Origin of the sequence: Fulvivirga sediminis, from assembly GCF_016757215.1 — a bacterium.
Lineage (GTDB): Bacteria > Bacteroidota > Bacteroidia > Cytophagales > Cyclobacteriaceae > Fulvivirga > Fulvivirga sediminis.
The window spans coordinates 224,477-246,183 of the sequence record NZ_JAESIY010000005.1; the positions used below are offsets into that span (position 1 = coordinate 224,477).

Genomic DNA, 21,707 nt, shown 5'->3' on the forward strand with positions numbered 1-21,707 from the left:
TTCTAGTTAATTAGTTATTTGTATTAAAAATTGTCTGTTATAATTTCTTTCGAATGTGTCTCCAATGCCTCTAGGTAGCTTTTGAAAGTACTCATTTGGTTCGATAATGATACCCTTCCAGACCTCACAAATCCATGCAAACCAAAAGGATACAGCTCATCAAAAAGCTTATGAGTTTCTTCCTTAGTACCTGTTTTTTCTATGATTATGAAACCATTAAGCATCTCCTTCACAAAGGCATTATTATCTCTTACCACCTTGTGAAGCTTTTCCAAATCAAGATCATCTTCTCTTTTGATTTTGTACAAAGCGATTTCGCTATGTATGGTCTCAGCATCAGTAAAACAGTAAGCTTTTAACACTTCTACCTGCTTTTCTATTTGCTTCACTACTTTCCTGGTTTTCTCTTCTGTATCCTCTATCACTATTGTGAAGCGGTGAATACCAGGATACTCTGACTCTGAAGTAGTAAGACTCTCGATATTGATATGTCTTTGGGTAAACTGAGCAGAAATACGATTCAGTAACCCTATTTTATTCTCTGTAAATACTACTATGGTGTATGACTGTTTCACTTTATTATTATTTATGGTTACTCTAATCTGATATCCTCCACACTAGCACCAGTTGGCACCATTGGGAACACGTTATCTTCTTTTTCTATCATCACTTCCAGCAAGTATGATCCTTCGTAATCCATCATCGTTTTTAGTGCTTCATCCAGCTTGCTTCTATCACTTACGGTGCTAGCTTCCACACCAAAACCTTTACTTATAGCCACAAAATCAGGATTGGTAAGTTCGGTAGACGAATACCTTTTATCAAAAAACAACTGCTGCCACTGGCGAACCATTCCTAAAAACTGGTTATTAAGAATAATGATTTTCACAGCAGCTTCTGTTTGGCTAATGGTGCCGAGCTCCTGAATAGTCATTTGAAAACCTCCGTCTCCAATAATAGCTATTACTTCTCTTTCAGGCGCTCCCAGCTTTGCTCCTAAGGCCGCTGGCAAACAGAAGCCCATGGTGCCCAATCCACCTGAAGTAACGTTGCTTTTAGACTTTTTGAAGGTAGCATATCTACAAGCCACCATCTGATGCTGACCTACATCTGTAACTATTACAGCTTCACTATCAGTTAGGTCATTCACTCTTCTCACCACTTCGCCCATAGTAAGTCCGGGCTTAGTAGGATTAAGTTCTTTCTCTATTACTTTTTCAAATTCTATGGCCTTATACTCATCAAACTTTTTACGCCATGCTTCGTGCTTATTCTCCTTACACATGGTGTTGAGCACCTGCAATAGATCCTTAGCATGTCCTAGCAGAGCTATGTCTGACTTCACATTTTTGTCTATCTCGGCAGGGTCTATTTCCAAGTGAATAACCTTGGCCTGCTTAGCATAACGATTCAAATCTCCAGTAACCCTGTCATCGAAGCGCATGCCTATGGCTATAAGCACGTCACATTCATTGGTAAGTACATTAGGCCCATAATTTCCATGCATGCCCAGCATACCTACATTTAAAGGATGGTCGGTAGGCAAAGCAGATAAACCTAGCAATGTCCATGCAGCAGGTATACCTGTTTTTTCTACAAATTCTTTAAACTCATCTTCAGCATTGGCCAATATAACACCTTGTCCAAAAAGGATATAGGGCTTTTTCGCCTGATTGATCAGAGCGGCAGCTTTTTCAATTTCATCATAATCTATAGCAGGATTAGGAACATAACTTCTAAAACCCGTGCAGTGCTTATAGGTAAAATCAAAAGAAGCCACTTGAGCATCCTTAGTGATATCTATGAGTACAGGACCAGGTCTACCAGAGGTAGCAATATAAAAGGCCTTAGCTATTGCTCCGGGTATATCTTCAGCTTTAGTTACCTGAATGTTCCATTTAGTTACAGGCATAGAAATGCTCATAATATCAGTTTCCTGAAAAGCATCTGTACCCAGTAATGGAGAGGCCACCTGCCCGGTAATGCATACCAGAGGCGTGCTATCTATTTTGGCATCTGCCAGACCAGTGATAAGGTTAGTGGCTCCTGGCCCTGAAGTAGCAAATACTACTCCTGGCTTACCGGTTACCCTGGCCATTCCTTGCGCCGCATGTATTGCGCCCTGTTCATGACGCGTCATTACATGCTTAAGCTCTTTCTGAAAGTGATAAAGAGCATCATATGTTGGCATTATGGCACCTCCTGGATAACCAAACACAGTGCCGACATCTTCTGCTAGAAGCGATCTGATTATTGCCTCAGATCCACTTATATTCTTTTTGGAAATTTCTTCGTTCTCACCAACTGTTTTGGTTAATGTATCCATAATTAAAGATCAGTTATACACCCTAAAGATGCAGATGAAACACTTTTTGAATATTTATATAATACTCCACTAGTCTTTTTCAATGGTGGAGCTATCCATTTTTCTTTTCTGGCTTTCATAGTTTCCTCATCTACCAGCACCTCTATGGTATCGTTGGTAGCATCTATGCGGATAATGTCTCCATTTTCTACTAAAGCAATCGGGCCTCCATCCTGGGCCTCAGGAGTGATATGGCCTACTACGAAACCGTGTGTACCCCCAGAGAATCTACCGTCAGTTATCAATGCAACAGACTTACCCAAACCTGCTCCCATGATAGCTGCTGTAGGCTTCAACATTTCCGGCATGCCGGGGCCGCCTTTAGGCCCTTCATAACGGATCACCACCACTTCACCAGCTTTCACTTCTCCGTTACTTATCCCGTCATTAGCATCATATTCACTATCAAAAATGTGTGCTGGTCCTTCAAATACTTCTCCTTCTTTACCTGTAATTTTGGCCACACCTCCATCAGGAGCCAGATTCCCTCTCAAAATCCTGATGTGTCCTGTTTTTTTAATAGGGTCAGAGAACGGCTTAATAATATCCTGTTCCTCTGGCAAACCAGGTAATTCTTCTAAGTTTTCTGCTAAAGTTTTACCTGTCACAGTCATGCAGCTACCATCGATAATACCTTCTTTGAGCATCAGTTTCATTACAGCTGGCACACCTCCATGCTTATGCAAGTCTTCCATAAGATACTTACCACTTGGCTTTAGATCTGCCAGGAATGGGGTGCTATTACCTATTTTCTGAAAATCATTTATATCAAAATCAATTTCAAAGGCCTTAGCTATAGCCAGCAAGTGCAATACAGCATTAGTAGATCCTCCGAGCACTGTAACCAGCTTTACCGCATTTTCAAAAGACTTTCGAGTAACAATATCACGAGGTTTCAAATCCAGCTCTATCAGCTTTTTCATAGCTGCCCCTATTCGAGAGCACTCCTCGTCTTTTTCTCCACTAGTAGCCGGATTAGAGGAACCATAAGGCAAGCTCATGCCTAGCATTTCTATGGCAGAAGCAATAGTATTAGCAGTATACATACCTCCACAAGCTCCTGCTCCGGGGCATGCATTATGTACGACTCCGCTGAAATCTTCTTCAGAGATAGATCCTGCTATTTTTTGACCAAGCGCTTCAAAAGCACTTACCACATCCAATTTCTTGTCTTTATAACATCCGGGAGCAATTGTTCCTCCATATATCAGTATCCCCGGTCTGTTTAATCGGCCCATAGCAATCATTGCTCCGGGCATATTTTTATCACACCCTACTACCGTTACCACGCCATCGTACGATTGTGCATTAACCACTACCTCAATAGAATCTGCGATAATGTCTCTTGAAGGCAAACTGTATCTCATACCCGGTGTACCCATAGAAATACCGTCACTTACACCTATAGTATTAAAAATAAGGCCTATGAGCTCTTCTTTATTGATACTTTCTTTAGCCACTTTAGCTAAATCATTGAGATGCATGTTGCAAGGGTTGCCTTCATACCCAGTGCTTACCACACCTATTTGAGGCTTTTTAAGATCTTCATCTGATAACCCTATGGCATGCAGCATAGCCTGAGCGGCTGGCTGTGTAGGGTCTTGTGTTACTGCTTTGCTGTATTTATTAAGATTTTCTGACATTTATCTATACAATTGTAAGTCCTTGATATTCATTATGCTGCACTTTATTACGGTACATCATGTATAAACTATTACTGGCTGATTCATCCCAATTACCTTTAAATTTCTCACCATTAATAGCTCCTATGGGCGTTATTTCTACCGCTGTACCCGCGAAAAATGCATTATCAGCATCATATACTTCTTCTGGTGTAAAATGCTTTTCTATTACTCTTATTTCCAGCTCCTTAGCTAGCTCCATAATAGTGGCTCTGGTTATACCTGGTAAAATATTTCCGGCAGGAGGAGTGTATAAAACGCCGTCTTTTTCAAAAAAAACGTTAGCCCCAGGCCCCTGAGCTACATTGCCATGTATATCTAATAACAAAGCCTCATCATAGCCTAGCTTTTTAGCTTCAGTGGTAGCCAATACAGAGTTTGTATAATGCCCTACCACTTTGGCTTCCATAACACAAGACTTAGGGTTGGGTCTTTGATAAGAAGAGATCATTACATTTAACGGCCCATTTCCCAGATACTTAGCCCACTCCCAAGCTCCTATAAACACGTTAGTTTCCGAGGCCGGAGTAAGTGCCATATTCATCCCCTGATAAACTAATGGTCTTATATAGGCATCCGTAAGGTTATTTTTATCCAACAACTCATAGGTGATACTCACCAGTTCTTCTATCGAATAAGGCAGCTCTATGTGCATTTTAGCGGCCGAATATAGCAAACGGTCATAATGTTCTTTGGCTCTAAATATGTTGCAGCCATTCACATTCTTATATGATCTAATACCTTCAAACACACCTATTCCATAGTGTAGTGTTTGGTTATACATGGTGGCAGAGGCGTCTTTAGCCTTTAGCCATTTGCCATTTTGAAAGACGATAGTATCGTTGTTGTAGTACATGGCTTTTAAATTTTAATCATAAAAAAAGCGCCAACCCTCGGTAGGATTGGCGCTCTATAAAATTTTATAGACATAGCATCACCAATCCCTCATGGTTCTCACCACGACGCTAATAATAATCAGGGAAATATTGATGTTTACGCTTTTCATTGTCGCTCTTTGTTTTAAAGCTAACTAAATAGTTTTTGAAATAATAGGGCTGTGGTATGTTTTTTTCCATGGCCATGGCTACACGGCTAACATTTCCTTGATATAAGCAGCCACCTTATCTCCTACCTCTTCCGTTCCTACTGGGTTTTCTCTATCTATATCTTCAGTAACAAAACCATCATCCACCGCCTTAAGCACGGCATCTTGAATGGCTTTACTCTCCTCCACTAAACCAAATGAATACTCTAAAAGCATGGCTGCTGAAAGAATAGCACCGAAAGGATTAGCTATATCTTTACCTGCCGCCTGTGGGTAAGAACCGTGAATGGGTTCAAAAAGGCTTTGTGCTGTACCTATTGATGCTGAAGGCAGCATACCTAAAGACCCCGCAATAACAGAGGCCTCATCGGTAATGATATCTCCGAACATATTTTCTGTAAGCACCACATCAAAATCTTTAGGATTTTGGATGATTTTCATGGCTGCATTATCTACAAACATAAAATCTAATTGTATGTCTGGATAATCAGAAGCCATTTCTTGAACGGTTTCTCTCCAAAGTCTGGAAGTTGCCAAAACATTAGCCTTATCTACCAAAGTAACTTTCTTGCCTCTGTTACCAGCTGCCTGAAAAGCCAGCTTAGCGATCCTGGTGATTTCTTCTTTGCTATAATTACAAGTGTCGAAAGCCTGGTTGCCATCTTCTGATCTTCCTCTGGGCTGACCGAAGTAGATACCCCCTGTTAGCTCCCTGAACACTACGAAATCAGTACCTTGAATAATGCTCTCTTTTAAGGGCGATTTAGAAAGCAGGGCATCATAACTTTTTACTGGCCTCACGTTAGCAAAAAGATTAAGCTTTTTACGCATAGCCAATAATCCCTGCTCTGGCCTCACTTTAGCCTTCGGATCATTATCATATTTAGGATGGCCGATAGCACCAAATAATATGGCATCTGCAGCACGGCAAACATCTTCAGTCTGCTGAGGAAAAGGATCGCCTGTAGCATCTATAGCCGCAGCACCCACATGAGCTTCTGTGTAAGTAAACTCATGGCCAAAGGCCTCCTCTATAGATTTTAGTGACTTTAATGCCTGCTTTGTAACTTCAGGACCTATCCCATCACCAGGCAATATTGCTATTTTTTTCTTCATTCTTATATTTTGCTAAAAGGAACAATCCTCGGAAGTAGGGTAACCTAAACCGGATAAACCTACGAGAGGATTGTTTCACCCATCATTATTTCATTATACTATCAGATTCATAAGCCTTCACCTTATCAAGGTTACTCAGCAGAAAATCTATATCATCAAAGCCATTTTTAAGGCAGTGCTTTTTGTAAGGGTTAATTTCAAACTCTTCACTGATATCTGATCCTACCAATGTTACGGTTTGAGTATCTAGGTCTACTTTCACTTCTGTATTAGGATCAGCATCTATGGCATCAAAAAGCTTTTCTGAAAATTCATCTGAAACCTGAACAGGCAGCAAGCCGTTATTCAGAGCGTTATTCTTAAAAATATCTGCAAAAAAGCTGCTTACCACTACTTTGAAACCGTAGTCATAAATAGCCCATGCAGCGTGTTCTCTGCTAGAACCACATCCAAAATTCTTTCCTGCTACCAGCACTTTCCCTGAATATGTATCTTTATTCAAGACAAAATCTGCATTAGCATTTCCTTTGTCATCATAGCGCCAGTCGCAAAAAAGGTTCTCACCAAAGCCTTCTCTGGTAGTAGCTTTAAGAAACCTGGCAGGTATAATTTGGTCAGTATCTATATCCTGAAAAGGAATAGGAACGCAAGTTGATATTAATGTATCGAATTTATCCATCTGTAATTTTAGTCTTCTATCATTTCTCTAACATCAGTTATATAGCCGTTAAGTGCTGCCGCCGCTGCTGTAAGTGGGCTGGCCAGCATGGTTCTGGCTCCAGGTCCCTGTCGACCCTCAAAGTTTCTGTTAGAAGTAGAAACACAATATTTTCCTCTAGGTACTTTATCTTCATTCATACCTAAGCAGGCCGAACAGCCTGGTTGACGAAGCTCAAAACCAGCTTCGGCTAATATTTTATCGATACCTTCAGCTTTAGCCTGATCCTCTACTTGCCTGGAGCCTGGGATGATCATAGCATTTACATGCTCTGCTTTTTTCCTTCCTTTAACCAAGTTGGCTACCAGCCTAAGATCTTCAATGCGAGAATTAGTACAGCTACCTATAAATACATAATCAATTTTTTTACCTAACAGCTGCGTTCCACCTTGCAGATCCATGTACTCCAGTGATTTTTTCAGACCGGCACTGGCCTCACCATTACCTCCTGGGATACTCTGCGTAATACCAATACCCATTCCTGGATTAGTACCATAGGTGATCATAGGTTCTATATCTTCAGCCTTGAAGTGATATTCTTTATCAAACTTAGCTTCAGGATCTGTTTTTAATGTTTTCCAGTAAGCGAGTTTTTTATCCCACTCTTCTCCCTTAGGAGCGAATTTTCTATCTTTTAAATAAGAGAAGGTGATTTCATCTGGAGCGATCATCCCTCCTCTAGCTCCCATCTCTATACTCATGTTACAGATAGTCATACGAGCCTCCATAGAAAGTGACTCTATAGCCGAGCCACAGAACTCTATGAAATATCCAGTTCCACCGCCAGTGGTGATCTGAGAGATAATGTATAATACAATATCTTTAGAAAGCACCCCGTTTTTCAGCTTACCATCCACCTGAATTTTCATGGTTTTGGGCTTCTTTTGAAGAATACACTGAGTGGCAAAAACCTGTTCCACTTCACTAGTACCTATACCAAAAGCGATGTTACCAAAAGCACCATGAGTAGAAGTGTGGCTATCTCCACATACGATAGTCATACCGGGCTGTGTGATTCCCAATTCCGGCCCTATTACGTGAACGATCCCTTGATAAGGGTGTCCTAAGCCATAGAGCTCCACCCCAAACTCATCACAGTTTTTCACCAAAGTTTCTACCTGATGACGTGAAAGCTGATCTTTAATAGGTAAATGCTGATTCATAGTAGGAACATTATGATCAGCAGTAGCCACCGTCTGCTCAGGACGGAAGACGCCTATACCTCTTCTTTTTAGCCCTGCAAATGCCTGTGGGCTAGTAACTTCATGTATAAAATGACGGTCTATATATACAACCTGCGGTCCGTTTTCAATTTCCTGAACCACATGCTTATCCCAAATCTTATCGAAAAGTGTTTTTGACATCGAAATATTAAAAAATTAAAAATTTGTATTGGTGATTAAGTACTGACTCACCAAGCTTTTAAGCTCAGCATCATTCACTACACTTACTCTGTCTGCTACTTCAAGGAATTTTTCGTAAACAGTTTCCAACTCATCTTTACTCAATTGCACTCCCAGCTTGCCCATTCTGAAATTTAAGGCAGCTCTTCCGCTACGAGCTGTAAGAATAATAGAAGACTCATCTACCCCTACTTCTTCAGGAGCAATAATCTCATAATTATCTCTGTTTTTGATTACACCGTCTTGATGAATACCTGATGAGTGAGCAAAAGCATTGCTACCTACGATGGCCTTGTTAGGCTGCACAGGCATATTCATAGTGGAAGATACCAACTGACTCATAGGATAGATTTTAGTGCTATCTATACCTGTTTGATAGTTTAACCAATTATGTTTTTTCAAGATCATTACCACTTCTTCTAATGAAGTGTTTCCTGCTCTTTCTCCAATACCATTAATAGTACATTCAACCTGACGAGCTCCATTTTTAATCGCTTCTATACTATTAGCTGTGGCTAGGCCTAAATCATTATGGCAGTGTGTTGAAATAGCTACATTTTCAATACCTATTACATTATCACAAAGGAATTTGATTTTCTTACCATATTCTTCTGGCAAACAATACCCAGTAGTATCAGGAATATTCACTACAGTAGCACCTGCATTTACGGCTACCTGAATAACTTTAGCAAGAAATTCATTATCGGTACGGCCCGCGTCCTCTGCATAGAATTCTACATCTTCTACAAATTTCTTAGCATACTTCACGCATCTTTCCGCACGCAACAAAATATCTTCTCTGGTAGTTTTTATTTTAGTAAACACATGCTGATCAGAAGTACCAATACCTGTATGTATTCTGGGCCTCTTAGCATGTTTCACAGCATCAGCTGCTACTTCAATATCTTTTTCTACCGCTCTGGAAAGTGCACAAACCGTAACATCTTTTACTTCTTTAGAAACAGCTTCTACAGACTGAAAGTCTCCCGGACTAGATATAGGGAAACCAGCCTCTATCACGTCCACTCCCAGCTCTTCAAGTGCTTTTGCTATTGTGATCTTTTCGTTTTTAGACAAGCCACATCCTGGCACTTGCTCGCCATCTCTTAAAGTCGTGTCAAAAATTTGAATTCTGTTGTTCATATTAAAATGGTTCCGTTTCAATTTATTGACATCAAATGTAAGGAGTATGTATACTTTGGCCTTACCTAAATAAGCAGTAAATACAATTTCTAAATGCTCTTTTTTTCGCTATAAATTGACTATAATTGCCATATATGCGATTTTTAAATTAATATATTTACGATGTCTAAGGAGAAATCAGACGTTTTATTTTTGCTCATTAAATCGCTAAAAAAAAGTGAAAAGCGATACTTCAAGGTATTTGTCAACTCTGAAAATGATAATTCTGCCAAGAAATATGTCCGTTTATTCGACCTTATTGATCACCAAAAACATTTTGATGACAATGAATTATTAAAGAAAGATCCGGATTTAAATCCTGCCCAGCTTTCTAACTTAAAATCTCATTTATACAAGAAAATCCTTCAAAGCATCAGGCAGTATAATCAAAGCTCTGTTATAGATATACAGATAAGAGAAATGATTGATTATGCGCAAATCCTCTTTAATCGCAGTTTGTATGATCAGTGTGCTTCCATTTTAAAAAAAGCAAAAAAACAAGCGTTAAAAACCGGGAACCTAGAACTACAGCTGGAGATATTGAAATGGGAGAAAAATGTAATCAACCAAACCGTAGGGCAAGGCAACCAACTGAGAGTTAATAGAATAATTGAAGAAGTACAGGACACTAACAATCGCATTAATAATATTAATATTTTCACTAACCTCTCTGCCAAACTCAATGCCCTGTACTTAAAAATAGGATTTATAAGAAACGAGAGCGATTTTGAGCAATTGAGGGAAATGTTCAACTCCAGCATGCCCTCTTATGATGAAAAAAAACTCTCATTAGATGAAAAACTCAATCTCTACAATCTTTATGTAGGGTATTATTTCTTTATTCAGGATATTGAAAGTGGCTATTTATATGCTCGAAAATGTGCCGACTTGTTTGATGAACACAAACAGATACGTACCTCAAAAATAGAAGCTTACATTAGAGCGCTCAATAATTTATTAATAGCTCAATACAAACAGTTCAGATATTATGAATTTGTACAAACCAGCAGGCAACTGAGAGAAATTAGGCAGTTTCCTAAAAACGTAATGAATGAAAACATTCGGTTGAGGCTCATTAAATATACCTATGTACATGAGTTTAACCGTTTTTTCATGCTTGGGGATTTTGACATTGGTGTTGCTCTAATGAAAAAGATCCAAACTGGCTTAGAGCATTTCACTTCACTTCTAGATAATCACTCCAAGCTAATTATGTACTACAAAACCAGCTGCCTATATTTTGGTAATGGAGATTATAATGAAGCCATATTTTATCTCAATCGTATTTTAAACTCGGAAAACGTAGACATCAGAGAAGATGTACACTCTTTTGCCCGAATCCTCAACCTGATAAGCCATTATGAACTAGGCAATGTAGATGTAATTGATTATTACATCCGCTCCACGTATCGGTTTTTATTGAAGAAAGATGACTTACATAACTTCCAAAAATACATTCTCAATTTCCTAAAAAAACTAAGCTATCAATTTAAAGAAAGCCAACTGATCCCTGAATTCATAAAGCTTAGAAGTCAGCTACTCTCATTAAAAAACAACCCTTACGAGAAAAGAGCCTTTGTATATTTTGATATTATAGAATGGCTGGAGAGCAAAATACAGCAGAAGCCGGTAGCGGCTGTTATTAAAGAAAAGGCAATGGCTATATTAAAAGAACAACGTAATGAGCCTTATAACGAAAAAAGCCTTGATTAGAATGAACTAACCAAGGCTTGTATATCTAATTATTCAAGTGCCTATATCATCATTGAACACCTCCTGCTTTCACCACTTCCACTTCTTTACCCATCAAGGTAGCGCTAATGCTATTATCATACATAGCCTCACATTGTATGGCTGGCATATAATAAGTACCTTGATAGCTGGCATTTAAAAGAATTCGGAAAGTTTTGCTTTGATTACGCTTCAAATCAAAATAGGTATACACTCTATCATCACGAATGTCCTGATAATCGGGAACGTCTCCACTGGTGAACTGATCCATATCGTTTAATCTGGCATTATGAATCTCCCAGCCAGAAGGAAATATTTGAGCTAAAGCAAGATTTTCATAACCTCCTCTTAGACCTGGATTAACTACTGTAACCTCTGCCACAAAGTCTGTACCTTGCTCTAGGCTAGTAGGATCAATAGGATCTCCATTTGTTGTCATATACTCTACCCTCATTCTTAGGTTATTAGAAGAAGCCTCTTCTTTTCCTCTCACTGGCGTACCCTCCAATATCACTCGGGCATAAAGCAGTCCGTCAGAATCATTTTTAACCTTGAGAGAATTAGACCCGCTATCTTTAACTCCCAATTCAGACTGAGACACAGGCAACTCCGTGCTTGCAGTCACCGATTTACCAGAGTTCATGGCAAAGGTATATTTGATAGATTTGGTGCCTTTTTCATTTCCTGTGAAATGACCAATAGCGATAAGACAGTAAGCTGTAGTTTGAGTGCTCATCCACTCTTCCGAAGCCATTCTACCTGAAATTCGTTTCAATAGAGCAAAAGCCTCCTTTTGATTACCTAACAAGCTCAATGTTTCTAATATCATTGCCTCATCTCTCAGGGTAGATCCATAAGAATATCCTAGCTCACGATAGTCTTTTACGTCAGTAGATAAATTACTAACCAGCTTTTGAGCAGCCTCTTTCTGCCCTGCTTTAGCATAAGCAGCTGCGAGTCTCCAAGCACCGCTTACACTCAGGTTACCTTCTTCTCTCAACCTGTTCATAGCGCCAGCTTCCGGTGCACCAGCAAGGGCTAAAGTATAGAGACGATAAGCCTGCATAAGATCATCACTGTAGTAGCTGTTATTATTTCTCCACTCAGCAGCCTTTCTTCTTTGATACTTTTTCCACTTACGGATAAGGTCAGAAGGAACACTATATCCTCTCTTCTCTGCTTCTATTAAGAAATGTCCTGCATAAGATGAACCCCAACTGTTAGAGTCATCACCTCCAGGCCAGTAAGAGAATCCGCCATCACTCTTCTGGAAAGTTCTTAAGCGACTAATTCCGGCATTAATATTTTTCTCTATTTTTTGCTTTTCCTTCTCATCAAGGTTCATCATAGATGAAAGGTATAACTGAGGAAATACCGATGAGGTAGTCTGCTCAATACAGCCATGGGGGTATTGAATAAGATACTTCAACCTCTTTTTAAGATTAATAGGTGGTATGTTAGACACCTCTAAAGTTGCCAGGTTAGTTCCTGCCATGCCTATAGCCTCAAAGCTGGTATTCCAATCTTCGCCTTCCTGTAGCAGCACATCAATTACCTTAGTCATAGGAGGATTAGGATTTCTTACATCAAGCTCAATGTCAGCATGTGATCTTTCACCCGCTCCAGTGGCATTAATCTTAACCTTACCTATACCTAGCTTAGATTTCACTTTCAAATCAAAATAAACCACTTGCTCTCCAATTTCATTAAAAGTGATATTCTTAGAATCACTACCCACTATTTCAAAGAGATCATTGGCCTCTATATTTACTTTTACGTTCTTCACTTTTTTCTCGGCAGCAAAAACTGTTACTGGTAATTTTACCAGCTCTTCAGGCCCTAATACCCTGGGTAGTGTTCCTAGCACCATAAGCGCCTGCCTTACAGGAGTAGCCTTTTCTGCATTACCATAAGCTCCCTGATTACCAGCCACTACCATTGTCCTGACAGAGCCCACATACTGAGGCATAGTGAATTTATGCGTTTTGGCTTCTCCTGGCTTAATAGTAAAAGGTCCCATATATTTCACTACAGGCTTAAACCTATTCGCTTTAGCTGTGGCATTTTTAGTTCCTTCTTCATCACCACCTATGGCCAGCAAACGCTCCACCTTACCACCATAAGCTCCCATTACATAATCAAAAAGATCCCAGGTTCTCACCCCTAAAGCCTCTCTGGCATAGAAAGAACCCCATGGATTAGGCGTAGGGAAATGAGTCAGATCCAACAGCCCTTCATCTACTACAGCCACGGTATACGTCATTTTTTTCTTACTCTTTTCAGAAACAGTAATAGACACCTCCTGCCCTGGCTCCAACACATCGGGCATAGCTATCTGTGGTTCAAGAATAGTATTAGGATTTTCTACTCCTAATGAAATAACACCATACAGTCTGATAGGTAGATCGTTAACCGTCTGTTTATGCTCTTGAATCAAGGTAACGAACACATAAATGTTAGGAGCCATGGCTTCGGTTACGTCAAAAGCAAAGTTAGTTTCTCCTTGCTGAGTATTTACCCAATAAGATTCTAATACTCTACTTCCATTTTCAACACTTACTAAAGCCCTACCTTTATTACTGCTAGGTATTTTTAGAGACACTTCCTCTCCCACTTTATATTTATCTTTATCAGCAGTAAACGTAAGCATGGTTGCTCCACCAGGCATTTCATCACGGCTACCACCCCATGAAGTATAATGAACTTCTCCTGTACAATGACCACTTACAGGATCACACACTCGGATATAATATCTACCCCAATCATCAAGATCAAAATTGAAAGTTCCCTTACCATTAGTAGTGTTGGCTGTTCCTTTTACCACTGGCGTAAGACTAGATCTACTGATATAATTGGCAATATTTTCACCATCCTGGTTCCACCACCATCTCCAATCTAAACGATATACTTCTATCTCTACATTTTTTCTTGTAACCGGATTTCCATCTGCATCTACCGTAGCTATATCTACCTGATTAGGCTTATTATAAAATAATCTGCTCCAGTTTCTAGACTCCGGAAGCTTCATGCCAACAAAGGTTTCGTAAGGATAGTAAGGCAATGAAAAATTATCAATACTGAAATTACCACCTTCTTCAAACACTTTACCAGTAAAATAGGCCTTAAGCATACCTGGAGCCTCATTATGAGTAGCCAAACTAGCATTTACTGTAGCCTTACCTTCTTCATTAACATATCCTTCAAATATCTTTTTACTCTCACTGCTAAAGTGACGGGCAGGATCATCAAAATTATAGGCAGGGTATTTTTCAAATGATGTTTTAGCCGGCGCTAATAACATCTCAAATTCCGCTTTTAGATTTCTGGCAGGCGCACCATGTAGCCAGCTTACTGTTAGGTCCCCATTAACCTGATTATTACTGTTAGTAATTTTATCTGTACCAAAATCGAGCTTTATTTTCAGCCTATTGGGCTTTACGGTCTCAATCTTAATGTTTTTAGAAAATTCAACTCCTCCCACTTTTACTGAAGCTGTCCAATTACCTGTAGGAGCATCAGGGCTGGTGACCATCTCAAACTTATAAAATCCGTTTTCACCTTCAGCTCTAATTGTTTTTTGCGTTAGCTGCCAAGAAGGGTTGTACAACTCCATGATTACAGGGTGTGTTTCAGGAATTTTCTTAAGCTTGTCTTCTAAAACAAAGGTAAGGTGCAACGTGTCGCCTGGCCTCCAAACGCCTCTTTCTCCATAAATATAACCTTTAATACCTTCCTGAACAGTAGACCCGCTTACGTTAAAGTTACTTAGAGAAAGTGACGAGCCATCATCCAACTTCAAGTATCCTTTTTGCTGATTATCAGAAGCCACTACTACAAAAGGACGCTCCTTAAGATCCAGGATCACCATACCATCAGCATCTGTAATGGCCGAGCCTACTACCTGCTGCTGAAAATTATAGACATCGACCCTTACTCCAGATTTAGGCTCTGTAGTTTTGAGATCAGTTACCCATGCCTGTAGCTGTCCGCCATTTCCTCTCTTAGCAATTACACCCAGGTCTGAGGCCAGCACATTTTTAATAACAGGATCATGGTCTATAAAATACGATACATGACATGGGTTATCTCTTTCTCTCCATCTATAATCAGGGTTATACTCATATGATCTATATGAGTCATAGGCACTAAATTGATCATCATCTTCCCAGTTCATTTCCTCAAGAGGCTGCATATCTTCTTCTGTCTCTGACTCTCCACAGTAATAAACAGATTGATATTTTCTAAAACTTAACCTCACTTGATAGATAGCTCCTGGCTCTGTACTGATCAGCTCTGCAAGATCAAGAGTAAAACGATTCCATTTACCAAGATCAACAATCCCAGAAGTGTTTAACGCTACCGTCTTTCTAAGCACGGGCTTACCCACGCTCCTCAAATAGCTACTTCCGTTTAAATCATTGCTTTGAAGAAATTGGACAATGTTATTCTCATAGATTTTGATAATCTCCACATCCACTGCCTTTAAGCTCACCGCTTCAAAAGGAAGCACCAAACCCTCTGTACTAGGCAGAATATTACCTTTGCCCACTACGCGCACATCTGGACGCACTTGAGCGAAAGTAACGGTGTGATTCTCACTACCTTTCAATTTATAATTCAGAATATTTCTAACTCCTGAAGATATCGTTACTCTTTTATCTCCAGCCTGCCTTACAGGAGGATACACATATACTTGATTCTCTTTAATATCATAATCAAGTGAGCTTAGCCCCTCAATAGTAATGAGTCCATCCAGATTTTGCTTAGGTTTAAGAGGATCCGAAAACTGCACTACCAGATACTGACTCGGGCTTTGCACCACGCGTACATCCACCACCTTAAAATCACCTAAAGCAGGTATAACTATCTCCTTTTCCTCGTCTCTATCTACCCCAATAGCTGCACCATGCATCTTAAGCATTACTTTGCTTTCAGAGTCTGAGCGCTTTACATCTTTAATTAAAAAACGATGATCATTTTCTGTGTGCTGCCAAGTGACAGGCAAAGCATTTCCCTGCTGGGTAGCCTCTAAAAGTTTCTCAAAATCTTCAGAAGCAGCATAATCAGCTGTATAAACAACACCAATTATACTTAGCTTTTTCAGCTCTGTATCCGCTTCAGTTTCAACATTTTCCACACTCAAATCATAGTTTTGAGTTATTATCTGAAATTGATAAGAAAAAGTAGACAGCTCGTCAGCTACTTCTAATAACTCTGACAAGTGAAAGTTCACCGAATAAGTCTCTCCAGACTTCATCCTTTCCGAAGGCTGAAACTCAGCGGTACGGGTATCCACCCAAACGGCCTTTCCTTTTACAGAGGGTGAAAATTCAAAAAGTTTTTCTTTTACCTCTTTACCAAACTCAGTAGAATCGGCTACATCTTTAGCCAGACGAATTCGGATGCTTGAACCAGAAGGTACTACCCCCGCCGTATACGAAGTTATGTAAGCACTAAAAGCAGGATTTATAGTGGCACTTTCAACAATTTCAGCTTTACTATCCTGGTTTAAATAGGCGATCCCTGCCACCGCCAAAACCACCAGCAACACGCTGAATAAAACAATTTTTCCGGTTATACTTTTGAGCATATCAAATAGAGTTATTAAAAAATGATGATCGTTTCAAAGGAATGAATATGATACGCGATGTGATTATAACCACCTCTTGTGTGCAATCAATGTTATAGATACCTTTGCCTCGAATTAAATATACTCAAAAGTGAAAAAAATTCAGATTATTGTATTCATATTGCTATCTGTAATTGCATGTAAGAAAGGCAAATTCACGGAAAACAGGGATATAGAAATTGAAAACAAGGAGGTTCCGCCAGAAAAAAGGGCCGAAAAAGACTTGTATGATGAAGTGATGGATGTACATGATGAGGCTATGCCCAAGATGGATCGCCTGATGAAATTAAAAGGTCAGCTTCAAGAAAAATATGACATAGGTAAAGATCAGGAAAAGGCTACTGAAAATGATCTTGAAAAATACCATGAGGCCATTAAAAAACTGGAAAAAGCCGATGAAGCTATGATGGAGTGGATGCATAAATTTGAACCACAAGAAGACAATACCGATCATGACAAAGTAATGGAATACTATCAAGATCAAAAAGAAAGCATCATAAAGGTAAACGAGCAAATGGAAGAGGCTATGAAAAATGCAGAGGCCACTTTAAACCAGTAACATCAAGCGTTTTACACAAAACATTTATAGAGCCTCAGATTGACTTTATTTCGATTAATAATACACTAATCTGAGGCTCTAATTTTATTTTTAATCCTTTTTAGCTTTCGAATGAAAGTTTATTATGTGAATATCTACAGCCAGAAAAACTGAAAAACGGCCATAGGTTTCACTTACCATATCAGCATTATCTACCGTAACCTCGTGTAGCCTTGGACCTATCTGATAACCGGCACCAGCTGATAGCGGCACATCTTTAAAACCATATACGCCAAAAACTCCTGGAGAAATGATATCTTTTAGCTGAATCTGCGGCACACTCTCGGTGGCATCATCATTAAACCTAAAAGAAGCCACACTGCCAATATCAATCAATGACAAGAATACTGAAAAGGACGAGCCTTTCCCTCCCCAGCTCATAGCTACCCCAACCGGAGCGGACAGGCCAGCTGCCAACTGGTAATTATCCTCATCATTGATTTCAATATTTTCATAGCCTCCATAAAGCCCCACATAAGCGTTAAGAGCCACATTGAAAGAGGTATACCTTTTTATGCGAGAGCTACCCACAGGCAGAGCCACCGCCTCTATAGCTTGCTGCACCTCGTCACTGGTTTCGGCCTTAGCCACTATGGCAGCAAAATTTCCATATTTAATAAATGCCTTCAAAAATGCCTCGTGCTCTTCTTTCAGCGGCCCTTCTGTAATTCTATCAATAACAAAGTCTCTATACCAACTAGCCAAATCAGAAATAGCAGAAACATACTGCTTCTCACTTATATCCATATGCATATCACTCAAATACCGAAATGACATGATATAGTTACTCAGCTCTTGAAGCTCATGCCCATCCACCAAACTTTGATACACCCCTTGAGATGTCTCCATAAAATCCAAAGAGGCGCTGAAAAGCTGATGGTAATTCTGATACTCTGCTCCTTTTTCAGGATGATTATTAAGTTCTTTTATTTGAATAAAGCTCTTATCTACCCTAGCACCCTTACTTAATACAGGAACAATAACCTTATCTCTTAATTTGGAAAGTTTCACTAAGCTTGAAGCCCCCTCACGCAATAGATCTCTAACGCCTTTTCCCACCAAAGTAAGCTTAATCCCTCGCTGTCTTTCATACAAATGCAACTGCTGAAATAGCAACCCTAAATATATCTTAAAAGTAAGCTCATCCTTAAAGGCCTGCATATCATCAAAAGAAATCCAATACCTTGTTTCAGGATTAGCATATCTTAAAGATTGAGAAACAAAATCAAAGACCACTAATGTACCAAAAACATCTGGCTCAAGTAGATTAAGACTATCAGCAAGAATCTCATCATTAATAACATAACTATGTATAGCATCACCAATATGATGCCCCTCTCCCAGCTGATCAGCCAAGTACAAGCCTCCTGAAAGCATGGTTTTCAAAGGAGGAAAAGCTTCGAAAGCAGCTTTCATAGCATCACTATTCACTAGCTTTCGCATGTTGATCAGTATACCTGAAATATCCTTCTTAAATCCTTCCCGAAGCATCTCTATGTACCCTGAAAACATATAAATTTCATCTCCAATTACCTTCAAATTTTGGTAAGTAGCCGGAAACAGCAATCTTAACTGCTCTTCAGCCTCTAATTTTTCTTTAAAATCATTAAAAAAGGCAATTGACAATTCTTGCTTAGTACGCTCCACCAGAAACTTAGCCATTCCATCCACCATAGTGGTCACATCTACTGCACCAGCAGCATTGAGAGCTCCTGACAAAAAAGAGGAAGGAGAAGAAGCTTGAGACTTTTTACCCGGCACAATAGAAATAAAAGGATTATCACTGGTAGAATTAAACATATCCTCAATATTATTCCCTTCCTCCACATATCGAGCTGAAATGTTGTTCAGTTGCAATGTATCAGCACCATTGATTCCATTAATATCAATACTAGCTTTTCCATTTTTTAACTCACCATATCGCTTCAAAAATAGAGCATCATAATATGGGTTTTGAGCCCTAGATACTGATATAAAGAGGCACGCCATTACAGCAAGCGCTATATACTTCATAATTTATATATTTTAAGGGTTTCCGGGTTGAATTCAGAAATATTAAAGGCCTTTTGTTTTAATAAGGAAAACACATCAGCCTGATCATTAAAAGAAATTTCTCTGGCCAGCAAGCCACTGGTAATAGCCGTATAGATGCTATCTCCCTGATCCTGGTAATAGAAAGATGGACTAGTGTAAGTAGACCATTGTTTCATATTATGATATACAAAATCTATCTGCTCAGGGTATTTACTCTCCTTATTACTTAGGTACACTGACTCTGCAGCTCCAACAGAGATCACACCTGGTATTTTAGCCAAAAAAGAGCAGTTATTGTCTTTGAATAAATTATCCCTACCTCCAGCACCTACTACTAAAATACCTTTTGCAGTTATTTCCGCCATCAGCGAATCTATTACCCCAGGCCTTACAGAAAAACTCATGTTGATAATATCTGGCTGAGGTCCACCTCCATGTAAAATATATTCCAGAGCCTTTTTCACAGCATCCATATCAGTGCTACCTGTATCTTTTAGCACTTTGTAATCGAGAATTTCACAGTTGGAGGCCAAGCCCTTCACTCCTCGCGTCAATAAAGTTCTGCCTCCTATAATACCGGCCATAAAAGTACCGTGCCATGGAAGGATAGCCCCATCATTATCAGAGACGAAGTTTCTTTGCTCTAGAACGGCCTCCTCCAGGTCAGGGTGAGTTTGAATGCCCGTATCTAAAATAGCTATTATTGTTTTTCTAGAGCCTAAAGCAGGCAGTTCTCCATTAATTTTGACTAACTGTGAATAATCAATTAGATGTTTAAACTCTATAAGCTCGGGCTCCTCTATCTTCTGAAAGCCCCCGCTCCAATAGTAATCTCCATTCTTATCTTCATACCATACAGCGTTATCTTGAATAACGCCGCCCTTCACTTCTTGAATCACCTCAAGGTTCTGATTGGCATAAAGCACACCTTTTTTATTCCAATCATAAGGAAAAGGCTCTTTAGACCGAATAAAGACGTCTCTGATAGAACGCACCTTCATCATTAGCCCACAGGTTTTATTGTCTTACGCTCCTTTTTCTCCGGATTATCCCCTACTCCCCTTAGGCTAATAAGTCGATTTAATAAATCAAACCAAAAAGGTGACCCTAAGGATATGGCCAGTGCAGTAATGAACCACCCGGCCAGCTTCAAAACAACACAGACTACCCCAGATACTGAAGCGTCGCAACCGCGCAGGCTCTCATCATTCCACCCCAGCCCCAGCATATTTGTATTTGGCTGAATCTGTTCATCTAAAAACTTACCTAACTTATTACTTACCTGCCCCACAGTAGTGGTAGTATCCATATCTCCGCCAGGAGTATAGGCAGAATCTGACTTGGCGTAAGCAATATAATTAGCGGCAGACTCCAAAACTGATTTTCGTACCTCCGCATTTCTATTTAAAATCTGGTATACCTGAATTGTATCTATGTTGAAAGCAAGCGCTATCACCAGGCCTATGCCAAATGTTATTTTCTTGAGCTTTCGGTTATACCAGCCTTTTGCTCTATCCATGGTCTGTTCAAACCAATTTTCCAGTTTATCAGAAAAAACATTCCAATCATTACCTGCCTCTCTGGCAAAAGTTTTAAGCAGCTCCACTGTCTCACCTTCCATATCCAACTGCTCTATCTTATGGAAAATATCATCTGCCGTACCTTTAACCACACCGCCTACTTTAGCCACCTTCCTGCCAGAAAGAATAATCTCTATCAAAACCTTAGAAAAGGCTTTGGGCTCTATATAAGCAGGCAAACTTTTATCAGTTCTGCTTAGGTATTTTATGAGTGGATGGTTATAAAAATCTGCTGATAACTGCTGTTGACTCCTATCGTCATCAAGCATTCTTCTTATGGCCGACTTCAGATTTTTACCCCGTAGTCTGAATATAGAAGCTATTAATTCATTGACAATAGTAGAGAGCAAGCTAAATAACAGGTAAATAAAAACTATTCCTATTACCACTTCCAATATAGGAGATCCGAGCATAGTAAGTTTAGGCTTTCAATTTAGATTTAGACGGAAAGTAAATTAAAGTTATCCAGTCAGTCAACTATACTGATTTAAATTATTCTATATTCTACTACAGAAAATAATTTAAGTGAGTCAATCATAGCACATAATATGATTTGAAAAATAAAAAAACTGCCATATCAACACAGCCCCAAACACATGAGTTTGCCTAACTTGTTAAAACTAA

At 39.4% G+C, this 21,707-nt stretch carries 14 protein-coding genes; 2 read left to right on the forward strand and 12 right to left on the reverse strand.

Annotated elements, in window-relative coordinates; genetic code table 11:
- Nucleotides 1-23 precede the first annotated feature (23 nt).
- From ilvN to JL102_RS10730, 8 genes are all read right to left on the reverse strand, one after another.
- Nucleotides 24-575 (reverse strand): acetolactate synthase small subunit, encoded by a 552-nt coding sequence (gene ilvN, locus JL102_RS10695; protein ID WP_202244390.1) that lies wholly within the window; start codon nucleotides 573-575, stop codon nucleotides 24-26.
- Between the two features lie 17 nt (nucleotides 576-592).
- A complete protein-coding gene (ilvB, locus tag JL102_RS10700; RefSeq protein WP_202244391.1) occupies nucleotides 593-2,326 on the reverse strand; it encodes a biosynthetic-type acetolactate synthase large subunit in 1,734 nt (577 codons plus the stop codon).
- 2 nt (nucleotides 2,327-2,328) lie between these two features.
- The gene (gene ilvD / locus JL102_RS10705) at nucleotides 2,329-4,008 is read right to left on the reverse strand and encodes a dihydroxy-acid dehydratase (RefSeq protein ID WP_202244392.1); all 1,680 of its coding nucleotides are present in this window, start codon (nucleotides 4,006-4,008) and stop codon (nucleotides 2,329-2,331) included.
- 4 nt (nucleotides 4,009-4,012) lie between these two features.
- Nucleotides 4,013-4,903 carry a branched-chain amino acid transaminase gene (locus JL102_RS10710; protein ID WP_202244393.1) on the reverse strand — a complete coding sequence of 297 codons (891 nt, stop codon included), beginning with the start codon at nucleotides 4,901-4,903 and terminating at the stop codon, nucleotides 4,013-4,015.
- 228 nt (nucleotides 4,904-5,131) lie between these two features.
- Entirely contained in the window at nucleotides 5,132-6,208 is a 1,077-nt protein-coding gene (gene leuB, locus JL102_RS10715) for a 3-isopropylmalate dehydrogenase (protein WP_202244394.1), read from the reverse strand.
- A gap of 85 nt (nucleotides 6,209-6,293) precedes the next feature.
- Nucleotides 6,294-6,887, reverse strand: coding sequence for a 3-isopropylmalate dehydratase small subunit (leuD, locus tag JL102_RS10720; protein ID WP_202244395.1), 594 nt, complete (start codon nucleotides 6,885-6,887; stop codon nucleotides 6,294-6,296).
- 8 nt (nucleotides 6,888-6,895) lie between these two features.
- A complete protein-coding gene (gene leuC / locus JL102_RS10725; RefSeq protein WP_202244396.1) occupies nucleotides 6,896-8,290 on the reverse strand; it encodes a 3-isopropylmalate dehydratase large subunit in 1,395 nt (464 codons plus the stop codon).
- Nucleotides 8,291-8,305: 15 nt separating this feature from the next.
- Entirely contained in the window at nucleotides 8,306-9,472 is a 1,167-nt protein-coding gene (locus tag JL102_RS10730; protein ID WP_202244397.1) for a 2-isopropylmalate synthase, read from the reverse strand.
- Between the two features lie 162 nt (nucleotides 9,473-9,634).
- Here JL102_RS10730 and JL102_RS10735 point away from each other — a divergent pair, with 162 nt between their 5' ends.
- Nucleotides 9,635-11,224: a hypothetical protein gene (locus JL102_RS10735; protein WP_202244398.1), complete on the forward strand. Its 1,590-nt coding sequence runs from the start codon at nucleotides 9,635-9,637 to the stop codon at nucleotides 11,222-11,224.
- A gap of 49 nt (nucleotides 11,225-11,273) precedes the next feature.
- On the opposite strand, the gene JL102_RS10740 is transcribed toward JL102_RS10735, so the two are convergent.
- On the reverse strand, nucleotides 11,274-16,832 hold the full coding sequence (locus tag JL102_RS10740) for an alpha-2-macroglobulin family protein (protein WP_202244399.1): 5,559 nt from the start codon (nucleotides 16,830-16,832) through the stop codon (nucleotides 11,274-11,276).
- 130 nt (nucleotides 16,833-16,962) lie between these two features.
- On the opposite strand from JL102_RS10740, the gene JL102_RS10745 reads away from it, so the two are divergent.
- Entirely contained in the window at nucleotides 16,963-17,430 is a 468-nt protein-coding gene (locus JL102_RS10745) for a hypothetical protein (RefSeq protein ID WP_202244400.1), read from the forward strand.
- Nucleotides 17,431-17,520: 90 nt separating this feature from the next.
- Here JL102_RS10745 and JL102_RS10750 read toward each other — a convergent pair whose 3' ends face one another.
- Genes JL102_RS10750 through JL102_RS10760 form a run of 3 tightly spaced genes read right to left on the reverse strand, consistent with a single transcriptional unit; the run spans nucleotide 17,521 to nucleotide 21,496 of the window.
- A complete protein-coding gene (locus JL102_RS10750) occupies nucleotides 17,521-19,482 on the reverse strand; it encodes a hypothetical protein (RefSeq protein ID WP_202244401.1) in 1,962 nt (653 codons plus the stop codon).
- A complete protein-coding gene (locus JL102_RS10755) occupies nucleotides 19,479-20,507 on the reverse strand; it encodes a S8 family peptidase (RefSeq protein WP_202244402.1) in 1,029 nt (342 codons plus the stop codon). Before JL102_RS10755 ends, JL102_RS10750 begins: the two co-directional genes overlap by 4 nt.
- Nucleotides 20,507-21,496: a hypothetical protein gene (locus JL102_RS10760; protein WP_202244403.1), complete on the reverse strand. Its 990-nt coding sequence runs from the start codon at nucleotides 21,494-21,496 to the stop codon at nucleotides 20,507-20,509. Before JL102_RS10760 ends, JL102_RS10755 begins: the two co-directional genes overlap by 1 nt.
- Nucleotides 21,497-21,707 lie beyond the last annotated feature (211 nt).

Excerpts from the sequence above, each read along its gene's own strand:
- JL102_RS10750 (WP_202244401.1), bottom strand. The coding sequence starts at position 19,482 with ATGAAGTATATAGCGCTTGCTGTAATGGCGTGCCTCTTTATATCAGTA.
- JL102_RS10735 (WP_202244398.1), top strand. The coding sequence starts at position 9,635 with ATGTCTAAGGAGAAATCAGACGTTTTATTTTTGCTCATTAAATCGCTA.
- leuC (WP_202244396.1), bottom strand. The coding sequence starts at position 8,290 with ATGTCAAAAACACTTTTCGATAAGATTTGGGATAAGCATGTGGTTCAG.
- JL102_RS10730 (WP_202244397.1), bottom strand. The coding sequence starts at position 9,472 with ATGAACAACAGAATTCAAATTTTTGACACGACTTTAAGAGATGGCGAG.
- ilvB (WP_202244391.1), bottom strand. The coding sequence starts at position 2,326 with ATGGATACATTAACCAAAACAGTTGGTGAGAACGAAGAAATTTCCAAA.
- leuB (WP_202244394.1), bottom strand. The coding sequence starts at position 6,208 with ATGAAGAAAAAAATAGCAATATTGCCTGGTGATGGGATAGGTCCTGAA.
- JL102_RS10755 (WP_202244402.1), bottom strand. The coding sequence starts at position 20,507 with ATGATGAAGGTGCGTTCTATCAGAGACGTCTTTATTCGGTCTAAAGAG.
- leuD (WP_202244395.1), bottom strand. The coding sequence starts at position 6,887 with ATGGATAAATTCGATACATTAATATCAACTTGCGTTCCTATTCCTTTT.
- JL102_RS10710 (WP_202244393.1), bottom strand. The coding sequence starts at position 4,903 with ATGTACTACAACAACGATACTATCGTCTTTCAAAATGGCAAATGGCTA.
- JL102_RS10760 (WP_202244403.1), bottom strand. The coding sequence starts at position 21,496 with ATGCTCGGATCTCCTATATTGGAAGTGGTAATAGGAATAGTTTTTATT.
- JL102_RS10740 (WP_202244399.1), bottom strand. The coding sequence starts at position 16,832 with ATGCTCAAAAGTATAACCGGAAAAATTGTTTTATTCAGCGTGTTGCTG.
- ilvD (WP_202244392.1), bottom strand. The coding sequence starts at position 4,008 with ATGTCAGAAAATCTTAATAAATACAGCAAAGCAGTAACACAAGACCCT.